We start from the raw sequence: 17758 nt of genomic DNA on the forward strand, positions 1-17758 counted from the left end.
AATCAGGAAATTTGTTTACTATAAATAATGTTGTGTTTCTGCAACTCTGATTCCATATCGTTGATGCAATAAACAATATAGTATATGCTAAAAATAAATGTATAGAATGGATTCATCTTCAATTCAAATTTAAATTCATTTAAAGCATAAGCCTGTAAAGCTGTTTTAGCTTTAAAAGCCCAGACGATAATCATTACAGTTGAAGCGACAGAAAGCAGTGTGGCAATATGATCCAACACCGTTTCACTTTCACTTACAGAATAACTTATATCAGTCAATAACCATCCAAATCCAGTAACAATAGCCAGCCAAAGAGGATAATCCTTGGCAACAAAGTCATTATGAATGTGCTCTGTTAACTTTGGCTGGTTCAGATATAACCACATCATTGGGTAAATTCCACCAGTTACAACAGACAGCAATACAAACTTCGTTACCTTTGTATCGATTTTAGCTTTTAACGTATTAATGTTTTCCATATATCCATCTCCATTTTCAGTAAGTTATCACCAGGAAAAGGTGAATGAGCCTTTATTTGTACTGACGACTAATTCAAGTGGTCTGCACTGCGAAAATGATTTATTAGTCGGACTGGTAAATGTATAAGACTGGCCGAACCCAAGTCTTTTATTTACGTTTTCGCCTCTGTCCGCTGTAGAGATAACGCAGTTGCCACGGTTAAGCACGAGAGACTTTATTGTGACTTCATTATCAACACTGGTAATGGTATAGCGCCATACAGGAAAAGAGACCGTGCCCGCTCTGAGTTGTTCTCCATTTGCATCAACTTTTATAGGGGATTCTGATGCAACCACCTGAAAACTTGAGAATAAAAGACCTGAAATCAAAAAACATTCACGAACTAAAGATAGTCCTTTCACGATAATACCCCTTACCTTTAACGGTATTAATTATTAATATATTGCTCGATATTATTTTCAAAGTTAGCGCCATTTAACTTGATCTCGGTAATAAACTTACTCCCTTTCCATACCTGTATAAATGGACCACCACGTAAATATTCACCTATCTCATATCGATACTCACCATTGGGAATAGTGACACTTTGATCACCATTTCCAGACAGACTGAAATCAACCTTTTCACGTGGAACATTAATTAAAATTTCAGGATTATCATCCTTCCCATACACATAACGAATATTACCGTACACGTAACACACACCCACGTGCTTGCCACCCTTGACGGTATAAGCATCAAAGATGGTTTGTTCACCGTCGCAGGAATTATCAGGATTGGCATAAACAGACATTGAGAACATGTTTACGGTTAACAGAATGGCACTACTGAGTAATCTTTTCATATAACTCCTTTAATGATAAAAACTCCTGAAATTCAAAAAAATCTGAACAGGAGTCTTTACCTCCTGGTTTTATTAATCCGCTGATAACAGTTGTTTTGGAGGTTTTCACCACAACTGAAAACAACTCTTGATCTATATCCCATCGACCTCCTCTCCTTGCCAGCGACCAGCGACTAATCACTGAATAGCTTTTCCTGACCCACCACCGGTAATAACCTGATTAAAGGCAGGTTGATGTGATCTTTTCAGGAAGGTAATGAGGTGTAAAACTGTTAATACCGATCGAAATAGATAAACCAATCTGTTTTACCTATCGATAAAAACGATCGATATTTAAAAACTGATAGTTGTTGACTATTAAAATACTCAATATCGATCGTCCGTGCAGATCAATAAGCAACAGTATTTGAAAATATGAATGGGTATTTACAGAGTTTTTTGGTGAGTAGGTAGAAGGAAAACCAAAGCTAATTAGTCAAAAGTATGTTCACAGTTACGACATTCATACTGATCGAACAGGACGCCATCAAGCGATGCTCCTGTTACCGCTCCAGCCGTCGCACCGGCGACAAATCTTCCCAGTATTGCGCCAATGACAGCCCCTGTAGCTGTTCCCACCACCGGAACAACAGAACCTATTGCTGCCCCCGTACCTGCACCACTAAGTGCTCCTGCCACGCCTCCAGCGATACCTCCTGCCTTCCTGCCAATATTTCGCTCACTTACACGGTCAGAACCACATTGCGGGCATATCGTAGTCATTTGTTATTCTCCTGATTTACGGTTGTTAAAAGCAAAAAGGCACCCAAACGTTAATGGACGGATGCCTTAACTATTTGATGTACAGCTTTACTTACGAAGCTTTCAGTGAGTCTAGATAATCCGCATACCACTGCATCATCTCTCTCCTGCCATCCAGATACTGCGCATGGTTGTAAGTGCCGCGAATGCTGTTCTTATCCACATGGGCAAGCTGTAGCTCAATCCATGCTGAATTAAAGCCCTGCTCATGCAAAATGGTACTCATCGTGTGGCGGAAACCATGCCCGGTAGCCCTGCCACCGTAACCGACACGACGAATTAGGACGTTAAGAGACATATCGCTGATCGGCTTAACCTTCTCAAGCCTACCGGGAAAAACGTATTGATAACCACTCGTCATCGTTTTCAGTTCTTCCAGAATAGCCAGCGCTTGTCGGGATAGCGGAACGAGGTGTGGTCGTCGCATTTTCATTCGCTCTTCAGGAATGCTCCAGAGGTTATTTTCAAAGTCGAACTCTGACCATTCCGCTTTACGTAGCTCACCGGGACGAGTCCCCGTCAGTATCAGAAGCCTCATGGCCAGCTTAACGAGTATATTTCCCGTGTACGCCTGCAACACAGTAAAGAAGCCTGACAACTCCGAAACTTCCAGGTGCGCATAATGTTCTTTCTTATGGGGCATCATCACGCTGGCAAGATCTGGTGCAGGGTTAGATAGAGCACGTCCTGTTGCGATTGCATATTTCCATACCTCACCGCAGCGCTGACGTACTTTGCGCATTTTCTCCGTTGCACCTCGTTTCTCAAGGCGGGTCAAAACTGCCATCAGCTCCATAGGCGCAATCGAATCTATTGGACGATGACCGATATGAGGAAAGACATCCTTCTCAAAAGTAGCGATCATTTCAGTGCGGTACGACTCGGCCCAAAGATCGTAACGCCGCTGATACCACTCACGGGCAATCGCCTCAAAGGTATTCCCCAGCCTGTCCTGCTGAGCCAGTTTCTTCTCTTTACGCGAATCACTGGGATTGATACCCGTAGCCAGCAGATCCTGAGCCTCATCTCGCCGTCTACGCGCTTCGGATAAGGAAACCTTCGGGTATGTCCCTAAAGAAAGCATTTTAGCTTTACCTTCGAAGCGGTAACGGAATCGCCATCCCTTTGAACCGTTGGGCTCAATTTGTAGAGACAGACCGTTGCCATCGGCTTTGGTATACGTTTTTTCCGCAGGCTTCGCGCGGCGGATCTCAAGGTCAGTAAGAGGCATATGTATAGTTTTCTCCTCTGAAATTTCGCTATGTGTATAGTTCCAGAGTGTATAGGAGAACCTATACACATTTCTATGCAACACAGGCTATTGATTTGGGGTAAGCCAGATAGAGTTCAGTTGACAAGAAAATGCAAAAAAAACCAGTAAAATCAGGAGGTAGTTGAATTCAGTGGAGTTCTGGAGAGTTGAAAATGGAGCGGGCGAAGGGAATCGAACCCTCGTATAGAGCTTGGGAAGCTCTCGTTCTACCATTGAACTACGCCCGCGAAGAGGTGCGTGGGCCATTATAGACCTTACGCACCCTCTGACAAGCCCAAACTATGCTAACTGCTGATAAAATAGCCTGTTAGCACTTAGGTTTACTCCCCTGCGGCGGTAAATAACGCAGCGGATCAATCGCCGTTGCGCGATAGCGAATCTGGAAGTGCAGGCGTACAGATGCCGCATCAGTGCTACCCATGGTGGCAATTTTCTGCCCGGCCTTCACGCTCTGCCCGTTGTTCACCAGTAGCGTATCATTATGCGCATAAGCGGTAATGTAATCCTCACTGTGCTTAATCATGATGAGGTTGCCATAGCCCCGCAGCTGGTTGCCGACATAAACTACCTTCCCTGCTCCCGCCGCATAAACCGGTGTGCCGCGCGCAGCTGAGATATCAATACCCTTGTTGCCGCCATCCGCCGTTGAATAAGGCAGGATCACTTTACCGCTGGCAGGCCACAACCAGCAGCGTTGCCCCACCGGCGGCCAGGATGACTGCGGCACGGATGAAGATGGTCTGACAGTTGCCGTTTTAGTCGAGGATTTCTTGGTTGTTTTGCCAGAGCTTGAACTGGTTTTCGCGCCGCCGCTGACCTTCAGCCTTTGCCCTACTTCGATGGTATAGGGTGGTGAAATGTTATTCAGACGGGCAATCTCTTTCACGCTGGTGCCGGTGGCGCGCGAAATACGGTATAGCGTATCTCCCCGCTTCACGGTATACACGGAGCCGGAATAACTTCCTGTATCAGACGACTTACTCCCGGAACAGCCCGCTAACAGCAGACCGGCACACAGCAGCATCACGATACCCAAGCCATTTTTCTTCAGGCGTCCTGCACTCAAAACAATACCTCGCAACATTTTCAGACGCTTTATCATAGCAGCCAGAAACCGGATGCCAAATCATATCGCGTAACGAAGCGTCGGCTCTGGCATTTCACACCCTCTGTTAATCAATATGACTTAATTAAGCATATAATGTAGGCGCTTAAGATTGAGGGTGGACGCAATGCGACAGGAACATGTCATTTTATTGAACGAACAGGGCCAACCCTGTGGAACGCTGGAAAAGTATGCGGCGCATACCGCCACAACGCCCCTGCACTCCGCTTTCTCATGCTGGATATTTAACGAGCAGGGGCAACTACTGGTCACCCGCCGGTCGCTGCATAAAAAAGCCTGGCCGGGTGTCTGGACAAACTCGGTGTGCGGTCATCCACAATCAGGGGAAACAACTGAAGACGCCATTATCCGTCGCGCCCGCTTCGAGCTGGGAGCTGACATTCGCGCACTCACGCCCGTATACGCTGATTTTCGCTATTGTGCCGCAGATCCCAGTGGAATTGTGGAAAATGAAGTTTGTCCGGTATACGCCGCACAGCTAATCAGCACGCTGCAGCCGAACGCGGAGGAAGTGATGGATTATCGGTGGAGCAATCTTGAGGATGTGTTATGCGGGATTGACGCTACACCGTGGGCCTTCAGCCCGTGGATGGTAATGCAGGTTTCAGACGATAAGGCGCGAAAATTGTTGCGCGCATTTTCCAGCGGTCATTAATTGCCGGATGACAACGCAAACGCGTTTTATCCGGCCTACGAATCGTCTTCCGCGTAGGCCGGATAAGGCATCAGCCGCCATCCGGCAGTTCACATCTTACTTAACCGGACGCATTGCCGGGAACAGGATCACGTCGCGGATGGTGTGGCTGTTGGTGAACAGCATAACCATACGGTCGATACCAATACCCAGACCCGCAGTCGGCGGCAGACCGTGTTCCAGAGCGGTAACGTAGTCTTCGTCGTAGAACATCGCTTCGTCATCACCCGCATCTTTAGCGTTAACCTGATCCTGGAAACGCTGCGCCTGATCTTCGGCATCGTTCAGCTCGCTGAACCCGTTACCGATTTCACGTCCGCCGATGAAGAATTCGAAGCGATCGGTGATTTCCGGGTTTTCGTCATTACGACGCGCCAGCGGAGAAACTTCTGCCGGGTACTCGGTAATGAAGGTCGGTTGAATCAGGTGCGCTTCTGCAACTTCTTCAAAGATCTCGGTCACGATACGACCCAGACCCCAGCTCTTCTCAACTTTGATGCCGATAGATTCAGCAATCGCTTTTGCAGAGTCGAAGTTATCCAGATCGGCCATGTTGGTTTCCGGACGGTATTTCTGAATCGCTTCGCGCATGGTCAGTTTTTCGAACGGCTTACCGAAGTCGAAGACTTCTTCACCGTAAGGCACTTCAGTCGTTCCCAGAACGTTCTGCGCCAACGTACGGAACAGAGATTCGGTCAGTTCGATCAGATCTTTGTAGTCCGCATAAGCCATGTAGAGTTCCATCATGGTGAACTCTGGGTTATGGCGAACAGAGATGCCTTCGTTACGGAAGTTACGGTTAATTTCGAATACGCGTTCGAAGCCGCCAACCACCAGACGCTTGAGGTAAAGTTCCGGCGCGATACGCAGGTACATGTCCAGATCCAGCGCGTTATGATGGGTGATAAACGGACGCGCTGCCGCACCGCCTGGGATCACCTGCATCATCGGGGTTTCTACTTCCATAAAGCCGCGAGCAACCATGAACTGACGGATGCCAGCCATAATCTGTGAACGCACTTTAAAGGTATTGCGGGATTCATCGTTAGAGATGAGATCCAGGTAACGTTGACGGTAACGCGCTTCCTGATCCTGCAGGCCGTGGAATTTGTCCGGCAGCGGGCGCAGCGCTTTGGTCAGCAAACGCAGTTCGGTGCAGTGGATAGACAGCTCACCGGTCTTGGTCTTGAACAACTTACCTTTCGCGCCGAGGATATCGCCCAGATCCCATTTTTTGAACTGCTCATTGTAGACGCCTTCCGGCAGGTCGTCGCGAGCAACGTACAGCTGAATACGGCCGCCAACGTCCTGCAGCGTAACGAATGATGCTTTACCCATAATACGACGGGTCATCATACGGCCAGCAACGGATACCTCAATGTTCAGCGCTTCCAGCTCTTCGTTTTCTTTTGCGTCGAAGTCAGCATGCAGTTGGTCTGAGGTATGATCGCGACGGAAATCGTTCGGGAACGGGATCCCCTGCTCACGCAGGCTCGCCAGCTTCTCACGACGCGTTTTCAGTTCATTGTTAAGGTCGGCTACCGCGTCAGCGCCCTGTACGTGTTGTTCAGACATGTTGGTTCCTCATAACCCTGCTTTCAAACTTGCTTCGATAAATTGATCCAGGCTGCCATCCAGCACTGCCTGCGTGTTACGGGTTTCAACCCCGGTACGCAGATCTTTAATGCGGGAGTCATCAAGGACATAAGAACGAATCTGGCTACCCCAGCCGATATCTGACTTGGTGTCTTCCATCGCCTGTTTCTCGGCATTCTTCTTCTGCATTTCCAGTTCATAAAGCTTCGCTTTCATCTGCTTCATGGCCTGGTCTTTGTTCTTGTGCTGGGAACGGTCGTTCTGGCACTGCGTCACAATCCCGGTCGGGATGTGAGTGATACGCACCGCAGATTCTGTACGGTTAACGTGCTGACCGCCCGCACCCGAGGCACGGTAAACGTCAATACGCAGATCCGCTGGGTTGATATCGATATCGATATCATCGTCAACTTCCGGGTAGACAAACGCCGAACTGAACGACGTATGGCGACGGCCGCCGGAATCGAACGGGCTTTTACGTACCAGGCGGTGTACACCGGTTTCAGTACGCAGCCAACCGTAAGCATACTCGCCAGCGATTCTGATGGTCACGGATTTAATACCCGCCACTTCACCTTCAGACTCTTCAATAATTTCGGTCTTAAAGCCGCGCGCTTCAGCCCAACGCAGATACATACGCATCAGCATGCTGGCCCAATCCTGCGCTTCGGTACCGCCGGAGCCAGCCTGGATATCGAGATAGCAATCTGCGCTGTCATATTCACCGGAGAACATACGACGGAACTCCAGCTGTGCCAGCTTATCTTCCAGCGTATCGAGTTCTGCTACGGCTTCGTTAAAGGTTTCTTCGTCGTCGGCTTCTACAGCCAGTTCCAACAGGCCGGAGACATCTTCCAGGCCCTGGCTCATCTGATCGAGCGTATCAACGATGGCCTCAAGGGAAGAACGTTCTTTACCCAGCGCCTGTGCACGTTCGGGTTCGTTCCACACGTCCGGCTGTTCCAGCTCGGCGTTTACTTCTTCCAGACGCTCTTTCTTGGCATCATAGTCAAAGATACCCCCTAAGAACGTCTGAGCGTTCCGTGAGGTCCTGAATGCGGTTATTTACCGGATTAATTTCAAACATGGTCTGATTTCTTTTATTGAACGAGTCAAAATGCGGTTATAAGAGCGGGATTGTAACCAATCCACACCCTTTTTTATAGCGAATATACACGTCATCCTTCAAGCTGACTCTTTGTTGGCTGCGCGAATTCACCCCAGTCACGTACTCGTTGTACGCTCCTGGGGACTCATTCACTTTCCGCCTCGATGCAGCTTGAATGATTATGTGTATTGTGACGCTAAAGTGGCCAGATATTATCGATTATAATCTGCAGGCTGCGGTTGCCGCGAAACTCGTTAATATCCAGTTTGTAGGCAAGCTGAACTTCGCGAACACCGTTATCCGGCCAGCATGTGGTATCGACATTAAACGCAATTCCGTCCAGCAGTGGGCCGCCGCCAACAGGCTCCACCATCACCTTCAGATGACGCTCACCGACCAGGCGCTGCTGAAGCAGGCGGAAATGCCCGTCAAACAGCGGCTCCGGGAACATTTGTCCCCACGGGCCGGCATCGCGCAGCATTTGCGCGACCTCCATGGTCATCTCCGCTGCGCTCAGAGCGCCATCTGATACCACTTCACCCTGCAGTAAGGCGGGATCCAGCCACTCGGTTACCAGTTCGCCGAAACGCTGCTGGAAACGCTCAAACTGCGCTTCTTCCAGCGACAGACCTGCTGCCATCGCATGTCCACCAAACTTAATGATCATGCCGGGATAAAGCGTATCCAGACGCTCCAGCACATCACGCATATGCAGTCCCTGGATCGAACGTCCGGAGCCTTTCAGCGTACCGTCACCGGCAGGCGCAAACGCAATCACCGGACGATGGAAGCGCTCTTTGATGCGCGACGCCAGAATCCCCACCACGCCCTGATGCCACTCTGGGTGGTACATTGCCAGGCCGCCTGGGAGTGTGTCACTACTGCGTTCCAGCTTTTCACACAGGGTCAGTGCTTCTGCCTGCATCCCCTGTTCAATCTCTTTTCGTGTCTGGTTTAGCGCGTCCAGCTCATTGGCCAGCACGCGCGCTTCACCAATGTTGTCACACAGTAGCAGCGCCACGCCGACGGACATATCATCCAGACGACCTGCCGCGTTCAGCCGAGGGCCAAGCGCAAAACCTAAATCACTGGCGGCCAGTTTGAGCGGGTCACGATTGGAAATCTCCAGTAGCGCCTTAATGCCAGGGCGGCACTTTCCAGCACGAATGCGGCTTAAACCTTGCCACGTCAGGATACGGTTATTGGCATCCAGCGGCACCACGTCTGCTACTGTGCCCAAAGCAACCAGATCGAGCAAATCTGCCAGGTTCGGCGGCGCGATACCACGTTCATCAAACCAGCCTTTATCACGCAAAAAGGTGCGCAGCGCCAGCATCAGGTAGAAGGCCACACCAACGCCTGCCAGCGATTTCGACGGGAATTCACAGTCGGGCAGGTTAGGGTTGATGATAGCCTCTGCGCCCGGCAGCGTGTCACCGGGCAGGTGGTGATCGGTCACAACGACCGGGATCCCCAACGTTCGGGCATGTTCGACTCCCGCGTGAGACGAGATGCCGTTGTCTACGGTGACAATTAGCTGAGCGCCCCGGGCATGGGCCTGATCCACGACTTCCGGGCTTAAACCATAGCCGTCTTCAAAACGATTAGGCACCAGGTAGTCAACGTTGCTGCAGCCCAACGCACGCATTGCCAGGATGCTCAGCGCCGTGCTGGTCGCACCATCGGCATCGAAATCCCCCACCACAATGATGCGGGTTCCTTCGCGAAAGGCGTTATAGAGGATCTCAACCGCTTTTTCGACGCCGTTCAAATGCTGCCACGGCAGCATGCCTTTCACGCTACGCTCAAGCTCCTGCGCGCTGCGCACGCCGCGACTGGCGTACAAACGACGCAGCAGCGGCGGCAAGTCGGCTGGTAGCTCGGCGGTCTCGTCGGCTTCACGCCGACGAAGTTGTATCTGTTGTTTCACGCGAATTATTTACCGCTGGTCTGTTTTTCGTGTGCGTCGAGGAATTCTTTCATCTCTTTCGGCCCCTGATAGCCCGGAACAACATAGCCGTTGCTCAGGACAATCGCCGGTGTGCCACTGACGCCAAACTGCACGCCCAGCGCGTAATGATTCGCGATATCCACATCACAGGTCGCCGCTTTCACGCTCTTGCCCGCCATTGCATCGTCAAAGGCTTTGTTTTTATCTTTTGCACACCAGATTGACTTCATGTCCTGCTCGGCCTGGCTTTCCAGCCCCTGTCGAGGGAAGGCCAGATAACGGACGGTGATCCCTAACGCATTGTAGTCTTTCATCTCTTCATGCAACTTGTGGCAGTAACCACAGGTGATGTCGGTGAAAACGGTGATGACGTGTTTTTCCTGCGGCGCTTTGTAGACGATCATCTCTTTTTCCAGCGCATTCAGATGCTTCATCAGCAGTTGATTAGTGACATTTACCGGACTTGCGCCACTTACGTCATACATCGGCCCCTGAATAATATGCTTGCCGTCTTCAGTCACGTACAGCACACCGCTATTGGTCAGTACGGTTTTCATGCCCGCAACCGGAGCAGGTTGAATTTCGGTGCTCTGCACGCCCAGCTTCGCTAATGACTGGCGAATAGCTGCATCGTCTGCATGCACCATGCCTGAAAACGCTGTAGCCAACAGGGTGAGCATCATAAAACGTTTCTTCATAACCTATCCTTTACTGTCAGCACTCACGCTCGTGGGTGATGCTGTTGATGTAGTTGACGCAAGCGCTCCGTTGCGACATGTGTATAAATCTGCGTAGTCGAGAGATCGCTATGCCCCAGCAGCATCTGCACCACGCGCAGGTCAGCGCCGTGATTGAGCAGATGTGTGGCAAAAGCATGCCGCAATACGTGCGGTGACAGTTTCTCGCTGTCGATCCCTGCTAACACAGCATAGTGTTTAATACGATGCCAGAAAGTCTGACGGGTCATCTGCTGCGCACGCTGGCTGGGAAACAGTACGTCAATCGATACGCCGTTGAGCAACCACGGACGACCGTGTTCCAGGTATGTTTCCAGCCAGTACACGGCTTCTTCGCCCAACGGCACAAGCCGCTCTTTGTTGCCTTTACCAATCACCCGCACAACGCCCTGGCGCAGACTAATATCGCTCATCGTCAGCCCCACCAACTCTGATACGCGCAACCCCGTAGCGTACAAAACCTCCAGCATCGCTTTGTCGCGTAGCTCAAGCGGTTGGTCAATAAGCGGGGCCTGCAGCAGCCGTTCTACCTGCGCTTCGCTGAGATCTTTTGGCAAACGCTGCGGAAGTTTAGGTGAAGCAAGCGAGGCGCTTGGATCGTCTTCGCGAAATTTTTCGCCGTAAAGATGCTGAAAAAAACGCCGCATGGCACTGAGCAAACGAGCTGAACTGGTGGCTTTATACCCACCATCCATCCGCTCAGCCAGCAATGCCTGCAAATCATCGCTCTGCGCCGTCGCCAGTGAAATGCCACGATGGTGCAACCATTCAACAAGCATTGTCAGATCGCGACGATACGCACTTAACGTGTTCTCTGCCAGATTTCGTTCCAGCCACAGTGCATCAAGAAACTGCTCGATGCGCGCCAGATCCTGTTCCACTCGCGCCCCTTATTCCACTCTCATTTTTGATGCATTATGCCTCATTGTGCCGGGATTGCGGCGATTCTGTTACACTACCCGCAACGCTACAGCAGAATTGAGATGTTTACGTCATGAACATGGGTCTTTTTTACGGTTCCAGCACCTGCTACACCGAAATGGCAGCAGAAAAAATCCGCGATATCCTGGGTCCCGAACTGGTGACACTGCACAATCTCAAGGATGATTCCCCGGCTCTAATGGAGCAGTATGACGTGCTCATTTTGGGTATTCCAACCTGGGATTTCGGTGAAATTCAGGAAGACTGGGAAGCGGTCTGGGATCAACTGGACAACCTCAACCTGGAAGGCAAGATTGTCGCGCTTTACGGCATGGGCGATCAACTGGGGTACGGTGAGTGGTTCCTTGATGCACTGGGTATGCTGCATGATAAACTGGTCACCAAAGGCGTTAAGTTTGTCGGTTACTGGCCAACAGAAGGTTATGAATTCACCAGTGATAAACCCGTGATTGCCGATGGGCAGTTGTTTGTCGGTTTAGCTCTGGATGAAACGAACCAGTACGACCTCAGCGATGAACGTATCCAGGCATGGTGTGAGCAAATTCTCGGTGAAATGGCCGAACACTGGTCCTGATAGCCAGTTTGCCGGATGACGGCGTGAATGCCTTCTCCGGCTTACATAGCGCGCTAAACCGTAGCTGCTCGCCATCAGTCATTCGCCGGCGTTAACCCTGCTTTACCTGTTGCAGCATTAACCGCCGCAAATCCCGCCACTCAGCGTCATCCATGCTGTCCGCTGCCAGCCACAAATGCTGACGTTTTCCCGCATCTGAACGCAAACGCAGCATCATGCCCGTTTTAATCATCCAGGGTGCACAAACGATAGACCACTCTTGCCCCTGCCAGCGCAGGCGACCGTCCATTAACAGTCTAATCTCTCCCTGACAAGCGTTAATGCGACGCTGACTGCGTACGCTATCAAACACCACCAGAGAGAGCAGCACCAACCATAATGGGGTGTAGCTCAATGGCCAGGGCATCAATAAAATGAATACCGCAACCAGCCCATGAATGAGCAGAGAGAGCCACTGTGCGCGCCATGAAACGCGTAAATCAGATTGCCACTGGACCACGTTCCCGATTCCGTGTCTGGATGAGTCGCACCATCTGCTCCAACTGCTCATCAGCCGGTTTCCCATGATTCATCAACCAGTTAAATAAGTCTGGATCATCACATTCCAGCAGACGGATAAAGATGCGTTTTTCTTCGTCACTTAAGTTGTCATACTCATGTTCGAAAAACGGCATGATAGAGATGTCCAGTTCACGCATACCGCGGCGGCATGCCCAATGAATACGTGCTTTGTTGTTAATATCCATGTTCTTTTCCCTGTCTCGCGAAAACGAAGTATCCGGCTATTGTAACGTGTTTTTCACGCTCTTTTACGGGAATATCAGTAAACGGAAGCGCGATCGCTAAATAAAACCACATTAAGTCAAAGGGTTCACTTTTTTGGATGTCTCCTCGCAAAGCTTAATATAAGGCACAAACAGGATGTTTAAACCGCTTGCAATAGCCTATAGCTCTTTTACCATTAGTCATTATTACCGCGTTAAGCAAATCAGGACATTATTATGGCTTTTACATCGTTTCCTCCTCGCCAGCCGTGTGCGTCGGCACGTTTGCCTCTGACGCTAATGACGCTCGACGACTGGGCTCTCGCCACCATTACCGGCGTCGACAGTGAAAAGTACATCCAGGGCCAGGTCACCGCTGATGTCAGCCAAATGACCGAACAGCAACACCTGCTGGCAGCTCACTGCGATGCCAAAGGTAAAATGTGGAGCAACCTGCGTCTCTTCCGTCAGGCTGATGGTTTTGCCTGGCTTGAACGCCGTAGCCTGCGTGATGCCCAATTGACCGAACTGAAAAAATACGCCGTCTTCTCGAAGGTCGTGATTGCCCCGGATGACGAGCGCGTCCTGCTGGGCGTAGCGGGCTTCCAGGCGCGCGCGGCGCTAGCCAATCTCTTTAGCGAACTGCCAACCAGCGATAAGCAGGTCGTTACCCACGGCGCTTCCGCCCTGCTGTGGTTCGAGCATCCATCTGAACGCTTCCTGCTGATCGTTGATGTCGCAACAGCTGAGATGATTGCGGAGAAACTGCGTGGCGAAGCAGAATTGAATAACAGCCAACAGTGGCTGGCGCTGGATATCGAAGCGGGTATTCCGGTTATTGATACTGCCAACAGCGCACAGTTTATTCCGCAGGCCACCAATCTGCAGGCATTGGGCGGTATCAGCTTTAAAAAAGGCTGCTATACCGGTCAGGAAATGGTTGCTCGTGCAAAATTCCGCGGCGCCAATAAACGCGCCATGTGGACTCTGGCAGGAGCGGCCAGTCGGGTACCGGAAGCGGGTGAAGACCTGGAGCTGAAAATGGGCGAGAACTGGCGTCGTACCGGCACCGTACTCGCCGCGGTACAGCTGGCTGATGGACAAGTGCTGGTGCAGGTTGTGATGAATAACGACATGGAAGCCGACAGCGTGTTCCGCGTTCGCGACGATGCAAAAACGCTGCATATCGTACCGCTGCCGTATTCGCTGGAAGAGTAAAAGATTAACGCCGGATAGCGCACGCTTATCCGGCCTACAGGCACATTTTGTAGGCCGGATAAGGCGCTAGCCGCCATCCGGCATCAAGGGTTAAGCCTGACCAACGTACAGATAGATTGCCAGGAAGTGGCAAACGCTGCCACCCAGCACAAAGCCATGCCAGATCGCGTGGTTGTAAGGAATGCGCTTACAGACGTAGAAAATAACGCCCAGCGAATACACGACGCCGCCAACGGCCAGCAACGTCACACCACCCGCCGCCAGCTTAACCGCCAGTTGATACACCACTATCAGCGATAGCCAGCCCATTGTCAGGTAGGTCACCAGCGACAGAACCTTAAAGCGGTGCGCAATAGTCAGTTTGAATAAAATACCGATTAGCGCCAGGCTCCAGATAACAATCATCAGTCCGCGTGCCAGCGGCGAATCCAGCCCCACCAGCAGAAATGGCGTGTAGGTCCCGGCAATCAGCAGATAAATCGCGCAGTGGTCGAATTTTTTCAGCCAGACTTTCGCTCTCTGATGGGGGATCGCATGATACAAGGTTGAGGCAAGGAACAGCAGGATCATGCTACCGCCGTACAGGCTATAGCTGGTAATAGCCATGGCGCTGGCGTTGGTATCCACTGCCTGAACCAGTAACAACACCAGTCCGACAATCCCAAACACCAGCCCGATACCGTGACTGATGCTATTGGCTATTTCCTCTGCCAGCGAATATCCCTGCGCGATTAATGGCTTCTGAACCATAAGTTACTCCCCAGAAACGAACACTTTCGTTATTGCGCCTCTAGCGTAACTGAGAATGGTTCCAGTGAACACATGTTAGCTAAAATATTTATCAAATAATAAATAATTAATAAAAATCATATAATTGCATTTTATATTTCAGCTAACAGCTGTACCTGTAAAGTTAAAGGCATTTAAAATCAATCACATAAAATTGCGTTTGATCCGGGTAAATCTCGGCGATCACCTGTTTAAGCTCATCGAGCGCCATGTTTTCCTGCTGGGCATGTTTTTCCGTTAGCGTATCCAGCGTAACCGTTGAGGTGCCGACAACTTCAATCGTGCAGAAGTAGCCCTCATCTTCAAAGCGTCCAACCCGTAGAATGTCCCCGGCTTTAAAGTGTGATTCGGACTCGTCACGAATGGTGATGGTTTTGCGTCCGGCCAGAATGTCATCCTGGAAACGCTGAAAAAAAGTGATGTCATTTGGCTGCATGTTATTATTCCCTGTAGATAAAGTCTGATGAGTGAGTTTTGCCATTGTGAGTATGTTCTCCCACGCTGCCATCGCCAGTCTCAACAATCTTGAGATGCTGGTCTACAACTATGTCATCAAAAACCGTGACAAAGTCATGTACATGACCATTCGCGAACTGGCTGATGCCGTGGGCGTTTCCACCACCACCGTACTGCGCTTTTGCCGCAAGCTTAAATGTGAAGGTTACTCAGAATTTCGCGTGCGCTTCAAATTATATTTAGAGCAGAATGAACCGCAACAGGCTAATTTCGGTGCCAGCGAAATTATCAGTTTCTTTAAAGGCGTCAATAACGACGAGTTCGATAAACTGCTCGATCAGGCTGTTGATATTATATTATCGTCCGAACGTATTATATTCGTCGGAGCGGGAACGTCTGGAGCGCTGGCAAAATATGGCGCACGTTTTTTCTCAAACGTCGGTAAATTCAGTAATCACATTGACGATCCTTATTTCCCGGTAACTAACGACATGGCCAGAAACGCGCTGGCGATCGTGCTTTCCGTTTCTGGTGAAACAGAAGAGATCCTGCGCTTTGCCAGCCAGTTCAGTCTGCATAACTGTAAGGTTCTGTCTGTCACCAGTCATGAACACTCTCGCCTGGCGAAACTCGCCGACTTTAATCTCTCCTGGCATGTTCCACAAACACGTATTGCCGGGGTATACGATATAACCACGCAGATCCCCGTTATTTATATTCTGGAATCACTCGGTCGCAAGCTGGCGAAAAGAATAGCGTAAAAAAACAATCTGTTTTTTTGATGTAACAAATCACATTTACGCTATTTTGTTATATCGTGACATTTATCTTTCCTTTGTTAGACTCAAAATCAGATTGTATTAACTTGAGACTGAGCGCAGATGAAAAAACTTACCTTACCAAACGATTTTTTATGGGGCGGCGCGGTGGCGGCGCATCAGGTTGAAGGCGGCTGGAACAAAGGTGGCAAAGGCCCCAGCATTTGCGACGTCCTGACCGGTGGGGCACACGGCGTTCCGCGAGAAATTACTCAGGATGTCGTACCGGGTAAATACTATCCTAACCACGAAGCTGTCGATTTTTACGGTCATTATAAAGAAGACATTAAGCTGTTTGCCGAGATGGGCTTCAAATGCTTCCGTACGTCAATTGCCTGGACCCGCATCTTCCCGAAAGGGGACGAAACCCAGCCAAATGAAGAAGGGTTAAAATTCTACGACGACATGTTTGATGAACTGCTGAAGTACAACATTGAACCGGTCATCACCCTTTCCCACTTCGAAATGCCACTGCATTTGGTTCAACAGTATGGTAGCTGGACCAATCGTAAAGTCGTCGATTTCTTTGTCCGTTTTGCTGAAGTCGTTTTTGAGCGCTACAAGCACAAGGTCAAATACTGGATGACCTTCAATGAAATCAACAACCAGCGTAACTGGCGCGCGCCGCTGTTTGGCTATTGCTGCTCGGGCGTGGTGTATACCGAACATGAAAACCCGGAAGAGACCATGTACCAGGTGTTGCATCACCAGTTTGTCGCCAGTGCACTGGCGGTAAAAGCCGCACGTCGCATCAACCCGGAAATGAAAGTCGGCTGCATGCTGGCGATGGTGCCACTGTACCCGTTCTCCTGTAAGCCTGAGGATGTGATGTTCGCGCAGGAATCGATGCGTGAGCGTTACGTTTTCACCGATGTTCAACTGCGCGGTTACTACCCGTCTTATGTGCTAAACGAATGGGAACGCCGTGAATTTAACATCAGGATGGAAGACGGCGACGAGCAAATCCTGCGCGAAGGCACCTGTGACTATCTCGGTTTCAGCTACTACATGACCAACGCCGTTAAAGCGGAAGGTGGCAGCGGTGATGCGATTTCCGGCTTTGAGGGTAGCGTACCGAACCCGCACGTCAAAGCATCCGACTGGGGCTGGCAGATTGACCCCGTCGGTCTGCGCTATGCCTTATGTGAGCTGTATGAACGCTACCAGAAGCCGCTGTTTATCGTTGAAAACGGGTTTGGCGCTTACGACAAAGTAGAAGAAGACGGCAGCATCAACGACGACTATCGCATCGACTATCTGCGCACCCACATCGAAGAAATGATGAAAGCGGTAACCTATGATGGCGTAGACCTGATGGGCTACACGCCATGGGGCTGCATCGACTGCGTATCGTTTACCACCGGTCAGTACAGCAAACGTTACGGCTTTATCTACGTGAACAAACATGACGACGGCACCGGCGATATGTCACGTTCACGGAAGAAGAGTTTTGACTGGTACAAAGAGGTGATTGCCAGCAACGGCGAGAATCTGTAATTTTTTGCCGGATGGCGGCGTAAACGCCTTATCCAGCCTACAGGTTATACACCCGTAGGCTGGATAAACGCAGCGCTATCCGGCAATTAA

Annotated in this window: 20 protein-coding genes and 1 tRNA gene; 5 read left to right on the top strand and 16 right to left on the bottom strand. The window is 50.3% G+C overall.

What is annotated here, in order from left to right; translation table 11 throughout:
• Window positions 1–2: 2 nt before the first annotated feature.
• The 7 genes from SK32_RS15580 to actS form a co-directional block, all read right to left on the bottom strand.
• On the bottom strand, window positions 3–479 hold the full coding sequence (locus tag SK32_RS15580; protein ID WP_008815329.1) for a DUF4234 domain-containing protein: 477 nt from the start codon (window positions 477–479) through the stop codon (window positions 3–5).
• A gap of 27 nt (window positions 480–506) precedes the next feature.
• Complete coding sequence (locus SK32_RS24930; RefSeq protein ID WP_074424591.1) at window positions 507–881, bottom strand: hypothetical protein; 375 nt, start codon at window positions 879–881, stop codon at window positions 507–509.
• Between the two features lie 26 nt (window positions 882–907).
• A complete protein-coding gene (locus tag SK32_RS15585; protein WP_048213158.1) occupies window positions 908–1324 on the bottom strand; it encodes a hypothetical protein in 417 nt (138 codons plus the stop codon).
• A gap of 471 nt (window positions 1325–1795) precedes the next feature.
• Window positions 1796–2086, bottom strand: a complete 291-nt coding sequence (locus tag SK32_RS15590) for a DUF1269 domain-containing protein (protein ID WP_048213159.1) — start codon at window positions 2084–2086, stop codon at window positions 1796–1798.
• Between the two features lie 91 nt (window positions 2087–2177).
• The gene (locus SK32_RS15595; RefSeq protein ID WP_048213160.1) at window positions 2178–3356 is read right to left on the bottom strand and encodes a tyrosine-type recombinase/integrase; all 1179 of its coding nucleotides are present in this window, start codon (window positions 3354–3356) and stop codon (window positions 2178–2180) included.
• A 195-nt stretch (window positions 3357–3551) separates the two neighbouring features.
• A tRNA-Gly gene (locus SK32_RS15600) sits at window positions 3552–3625 on the bottom strand.
• Window positions 3626–3705: 80 nt separating this feature from the next.
• Window positions 3706–4464, bottom strand: a complete 759-nt coding sequence (actS, locus tag SK32_RS15605; RefSeq protein WP_048213497.1) for an amidase activator ActS — start codon at window positions 4462–4464, stop codon at window positions 3706–3708.
• A gap of 166 nt (window positions 4465–4630) precedes the next feature.
• Between actS and idi the strand changes: the two genes are divergently transcribed.
• Window positions 4631–5179, top strand: a complete 549-nt coding sequence (idi, locus tag SK32_RS15610; protein WP_048213161.1) for an isopentenyl-diphosphate Delta-isomerase — start codon at window positions 4631–4633, stop codon at window positions 5177–5179.
• A 96-nt stretch (window positions 5180–5275) separates the two neighbouring features.
• Here idi and lysS read toward each other — a convergent pair whose 3' ends face one another.
• From lysS to xerD, 5 genes are all read right to left on the bottom strand, one after another.
• Window positions 5276–6793, bottom strand: coding sequence for a lysine--tRNA ligase (gene lysS, locus SK32_RS15615; RefSeq protein ID WP_003026911.1), 1518 nt, complete (start codon window positions 6791–6793; stop codon window positions 5276–5278).
• A gap of 9 nt (window positions 6794–6802) precedes the next feature.
• Window positions 6803–7901 (bottom strand): peptide chain release factor 2 gene (gene prfB, locus SK32_RS15620; protein WP_096878465.1). Its coding sequence is split into 2 segments (ribosomal slippage): window positions 6803–7825 and window positions 7827–7901, totalling 1098 coding nucleotides; the frame shifts between segments, so codons are not numbered across the junction.
• 217 nt (window positions 7902–8118) lie between these two features.
• Window positions 8119–9852, bottom strand: coding sequence for a single-stranded-DNA-specific exonuclease RecJ (gene recJ / locus SK32_RS15625; protein WP_048213162.1), 1734 nt, complete (start codon window positions 9850–9852; stop codon window positions 8119–8121).
• Window positions 9853–9857: 5 nt separating this feature from the next.
• A complete protein-coding gene (dsbC, locus tag SK32_RS15630; RefSeq protein WP_048213163.1) occupies window positions 9858–10571 on the bottom strand; it encodes a bifunctional protein-disulfide isomerase/oxidoreductase DsbC in 714 nt (237 codons plus the stop codon).
• Window positions 10572–10594: 23 nt separating this feature from the next.
• Complete coding sequence (gene xerD / locus SK32_RS15635) at window positions 10595–11491, bottom strand: site-specific tyrosine recombinase XerD (protein WP_005123354.1); 897 nt, start codon at window positions 11489–11491, stop codon at window positions 10595–10597.
• 113 nt (window positions 11492–11604) lie between these two features.
• Between xerD and fldB the strand changes: the two genes are divergently transcribed.
• On the top strand, window positions 11605–12126 hold the full coding sequence (gene fldB / locus SK32_RS15640; RefSeq protein WP_048213164.1) for a flavodoxin FldB: 522 nt from the start codon (window positions 11605–11607) through the stop codon (window positions 12124–12126).
• 91 nt (window positions 12127–12217) lie between these two features.
• On the opposite strand, the gene SK32_RS15645 is transcribed toward fldB, so the two are convergent.
• On the bottom strand, window positions 12218–12625 hold the full coding sequence (locus tag SK32_RS15645) for a protein YgfX (protein WP_048213165.1): 408 nt from the start codon (window positions 12623–12625) through the stop codon (window positions 12218–12220).
• Window positions 12606–12872 carry an FAD assembly factor SdhE gene (sdhE, locus tag SK32_RS15650; protein ID WP_005123351.1) on the bottom strand — a complete coding sequence of 89 codons (267 nt, stop codon included), beginning with the start codon at window positions 12870–12872 and terminating at the stop codon, window positions 12606–12608. Before sdhE ends, SK32_RS15645 begins: the two co-directional genes overlap by 20 nt.
• A gap of 255 nt (window positions 12873–13127) precedes the next feature.
• Between sdhE and ygfZ the strand changes: the two genes are divergently transcribed.
• Window positions 13128–14108: a tRNA-modifying protein YgfZ gene (gene ygfZ, locus SK32_RS15655; RefSeq protein ID WP_048213166.1), complete on the top strand. Its 981-nt coding sequence runs from the start codon at window positions 13128–13130 to the stop codon at window positions 14106–14108.
• A 90-nt stretch (window positions 14109–14198) separates the two neighbouring features.
• Here ygfZ and trhA read toward each other — a convergent pair whose 3' ends face one another.
• Both trhA and yqfB read right to left on the bottom strand, forming a co-directional pair.
• Window positions 14199–14858, bottom strand: coding sequence for a PAQR family membrane homeostasis protein TrhA (gene trhA, locus SK32_RS15660; RefSeq protein WP_003026947.1), 660 nt, complete (start codon window positions 14856–14858; stop codon window positions 14199–14201).
• A gap of 163 nt (window positions 14859–15021) precedes the next feature.
• Window positions 15022–15333, bottom strand: coding sequence for a N(4)-acetylcytidine aminohydrolase (yqfB, locus tag SK32_RS15665; protein ID WP_048213167.1), 312 nt, complete (start codon window positions 15331–15333; stop codon window positions 15022–15024).
• Window positions 15334–15385: 52 nt separating this feature from the next.
• On the opposite strand from yqfB, the gene SK32_RS15670 reads away from it, so the two are divergent.
• Together SK32_RS15670 and bglA are read left to right on the top strand one after the other, a co-directional pair.
• Window positions 15386–16114 carry a MurR/RpiR family transcriptional regulator gene (locus tag SK32_RS15670; RefSeq protein ID WP_003838265.1) on the top strand — a complete coding sequence of 243 codons (729 nt, stop codon included), beginning with the start codon at window positions 15386–15388 and terminating at the stop codon, window positions 16112–16114.
• Between the two features lie 120 nt (window positions 16115–16234).
• Window positions 16235–17668: a 6-phospho-beta-glucosidase BglA gene (bglA, locus tag SK32_RS15675; protein ID WP_048213168.1), complete on the top strand. Its 1434-nt coding sequence runs from the start codon at window positions 16235–16237 to the stop codon at window positions 17666–17668.
• Window positions 17669–17758 lie beyond the last annotated feature (90 nt).

This window comes from Citrobacter sp. MGH100 (genome assembly GCF_001034465.1).
Taxonomy (GTDB): domain Bacteria; phylum Pseudomonadota; class Gammaproteobacteria; order Enterobacterales; family Enterobacteriaceae; genus Citrobacter; species Citrobacter youngae.

Coding starts and splice junctions, on each gene's coding strand:
- trhA (WP_003026947.1), bottom strand. CDS start 14,858: ATGGTTCAGAAGCCATTAATCGCGCAGGGATATTCGCTGGCAGAGGAA.
- SK32_RS15670 (WP_003838265.1), top strand. CDS start 15,386: ATGTTCTCCCACGCTGCCATCGCCAGTCTCAACAATCTTGAGATGCTG.
- ygfZ (WP_048213166.1), top strand. CDS start 13,128: ATGGCTTTTACATCGTTTCCTCCTCGCCAGCCGTGTGCGTCGGCACGT.
- SK32_RS15595 (WP_048213160.1), bottom strand. CDS start 3,356: ATGCCTCTTACTGACCTTGAGATCCGCCGCGCGAAGCCTGCGGAAAAA.
- yqfB (WP_048213167.1), bottom strand. CDS start 15,333: ATGCAGCCAAATGACATCACTTTTTTTCAGCGTTTCCAGGATGACATT.
- lysS (WP_003026911.1), bottom strand. CDS start 6,793: ATGTCTGAACAACACGTACAGGGCGCTGACGCGGTAGCCGACCTTAAC.
- dsbC (WP_048213163.1), bottom strand. CDS start 10,571: ATGAAGAAACGTTTTATGATGCTCACCCTGTTGGCTACAGCGTTTTCA.
- sdhE (WP_005123351.1), bottom strand. CDS start 12,872: ATGGATATTAACAACAAAGCACGTATTCATTGGGCATGCCGCCGCGGT.
- SK32_RS15585 (WP_048213158.1), bottom strand. CDS start 1,324: ATGAAAAGATTACTCAGTAGTGCCATTCTGTTAACCGTAAACATGTTC.
- SK32_RS15590 (WP_048213159.1), bottom strand. CDS start 2,086: ATGACTACGATATGCCCGCAATGTGGTTCTGACCGTGTAAGTGAGCGA.
- bglA (WP_048213168.1), top strand. CDS start 16,235: ATGAAAAAACTTACCTTACCAAACGATTTTTTATGGGGCGGCGCGGTG.
- idi (WP_048213161.1), top strand. CDS start 4,631: ATGCGACAGGAACATGTCATTTTATTGAACGAACAGGGCCAACCCTGT.
- fldB (WP_048213164.1), top strand. CDS start 11,605: ATGAACATGGGTCTTTTTTACGGTTCCAGCACCTGCTACACCGAAATG.
- SK32_RS15580 (WP_008815329.1), bottom strand. CDS start 479: ATGGAAAACATTAATACGTTAAAAGCTAAAATCGATACAAAGGTAACG.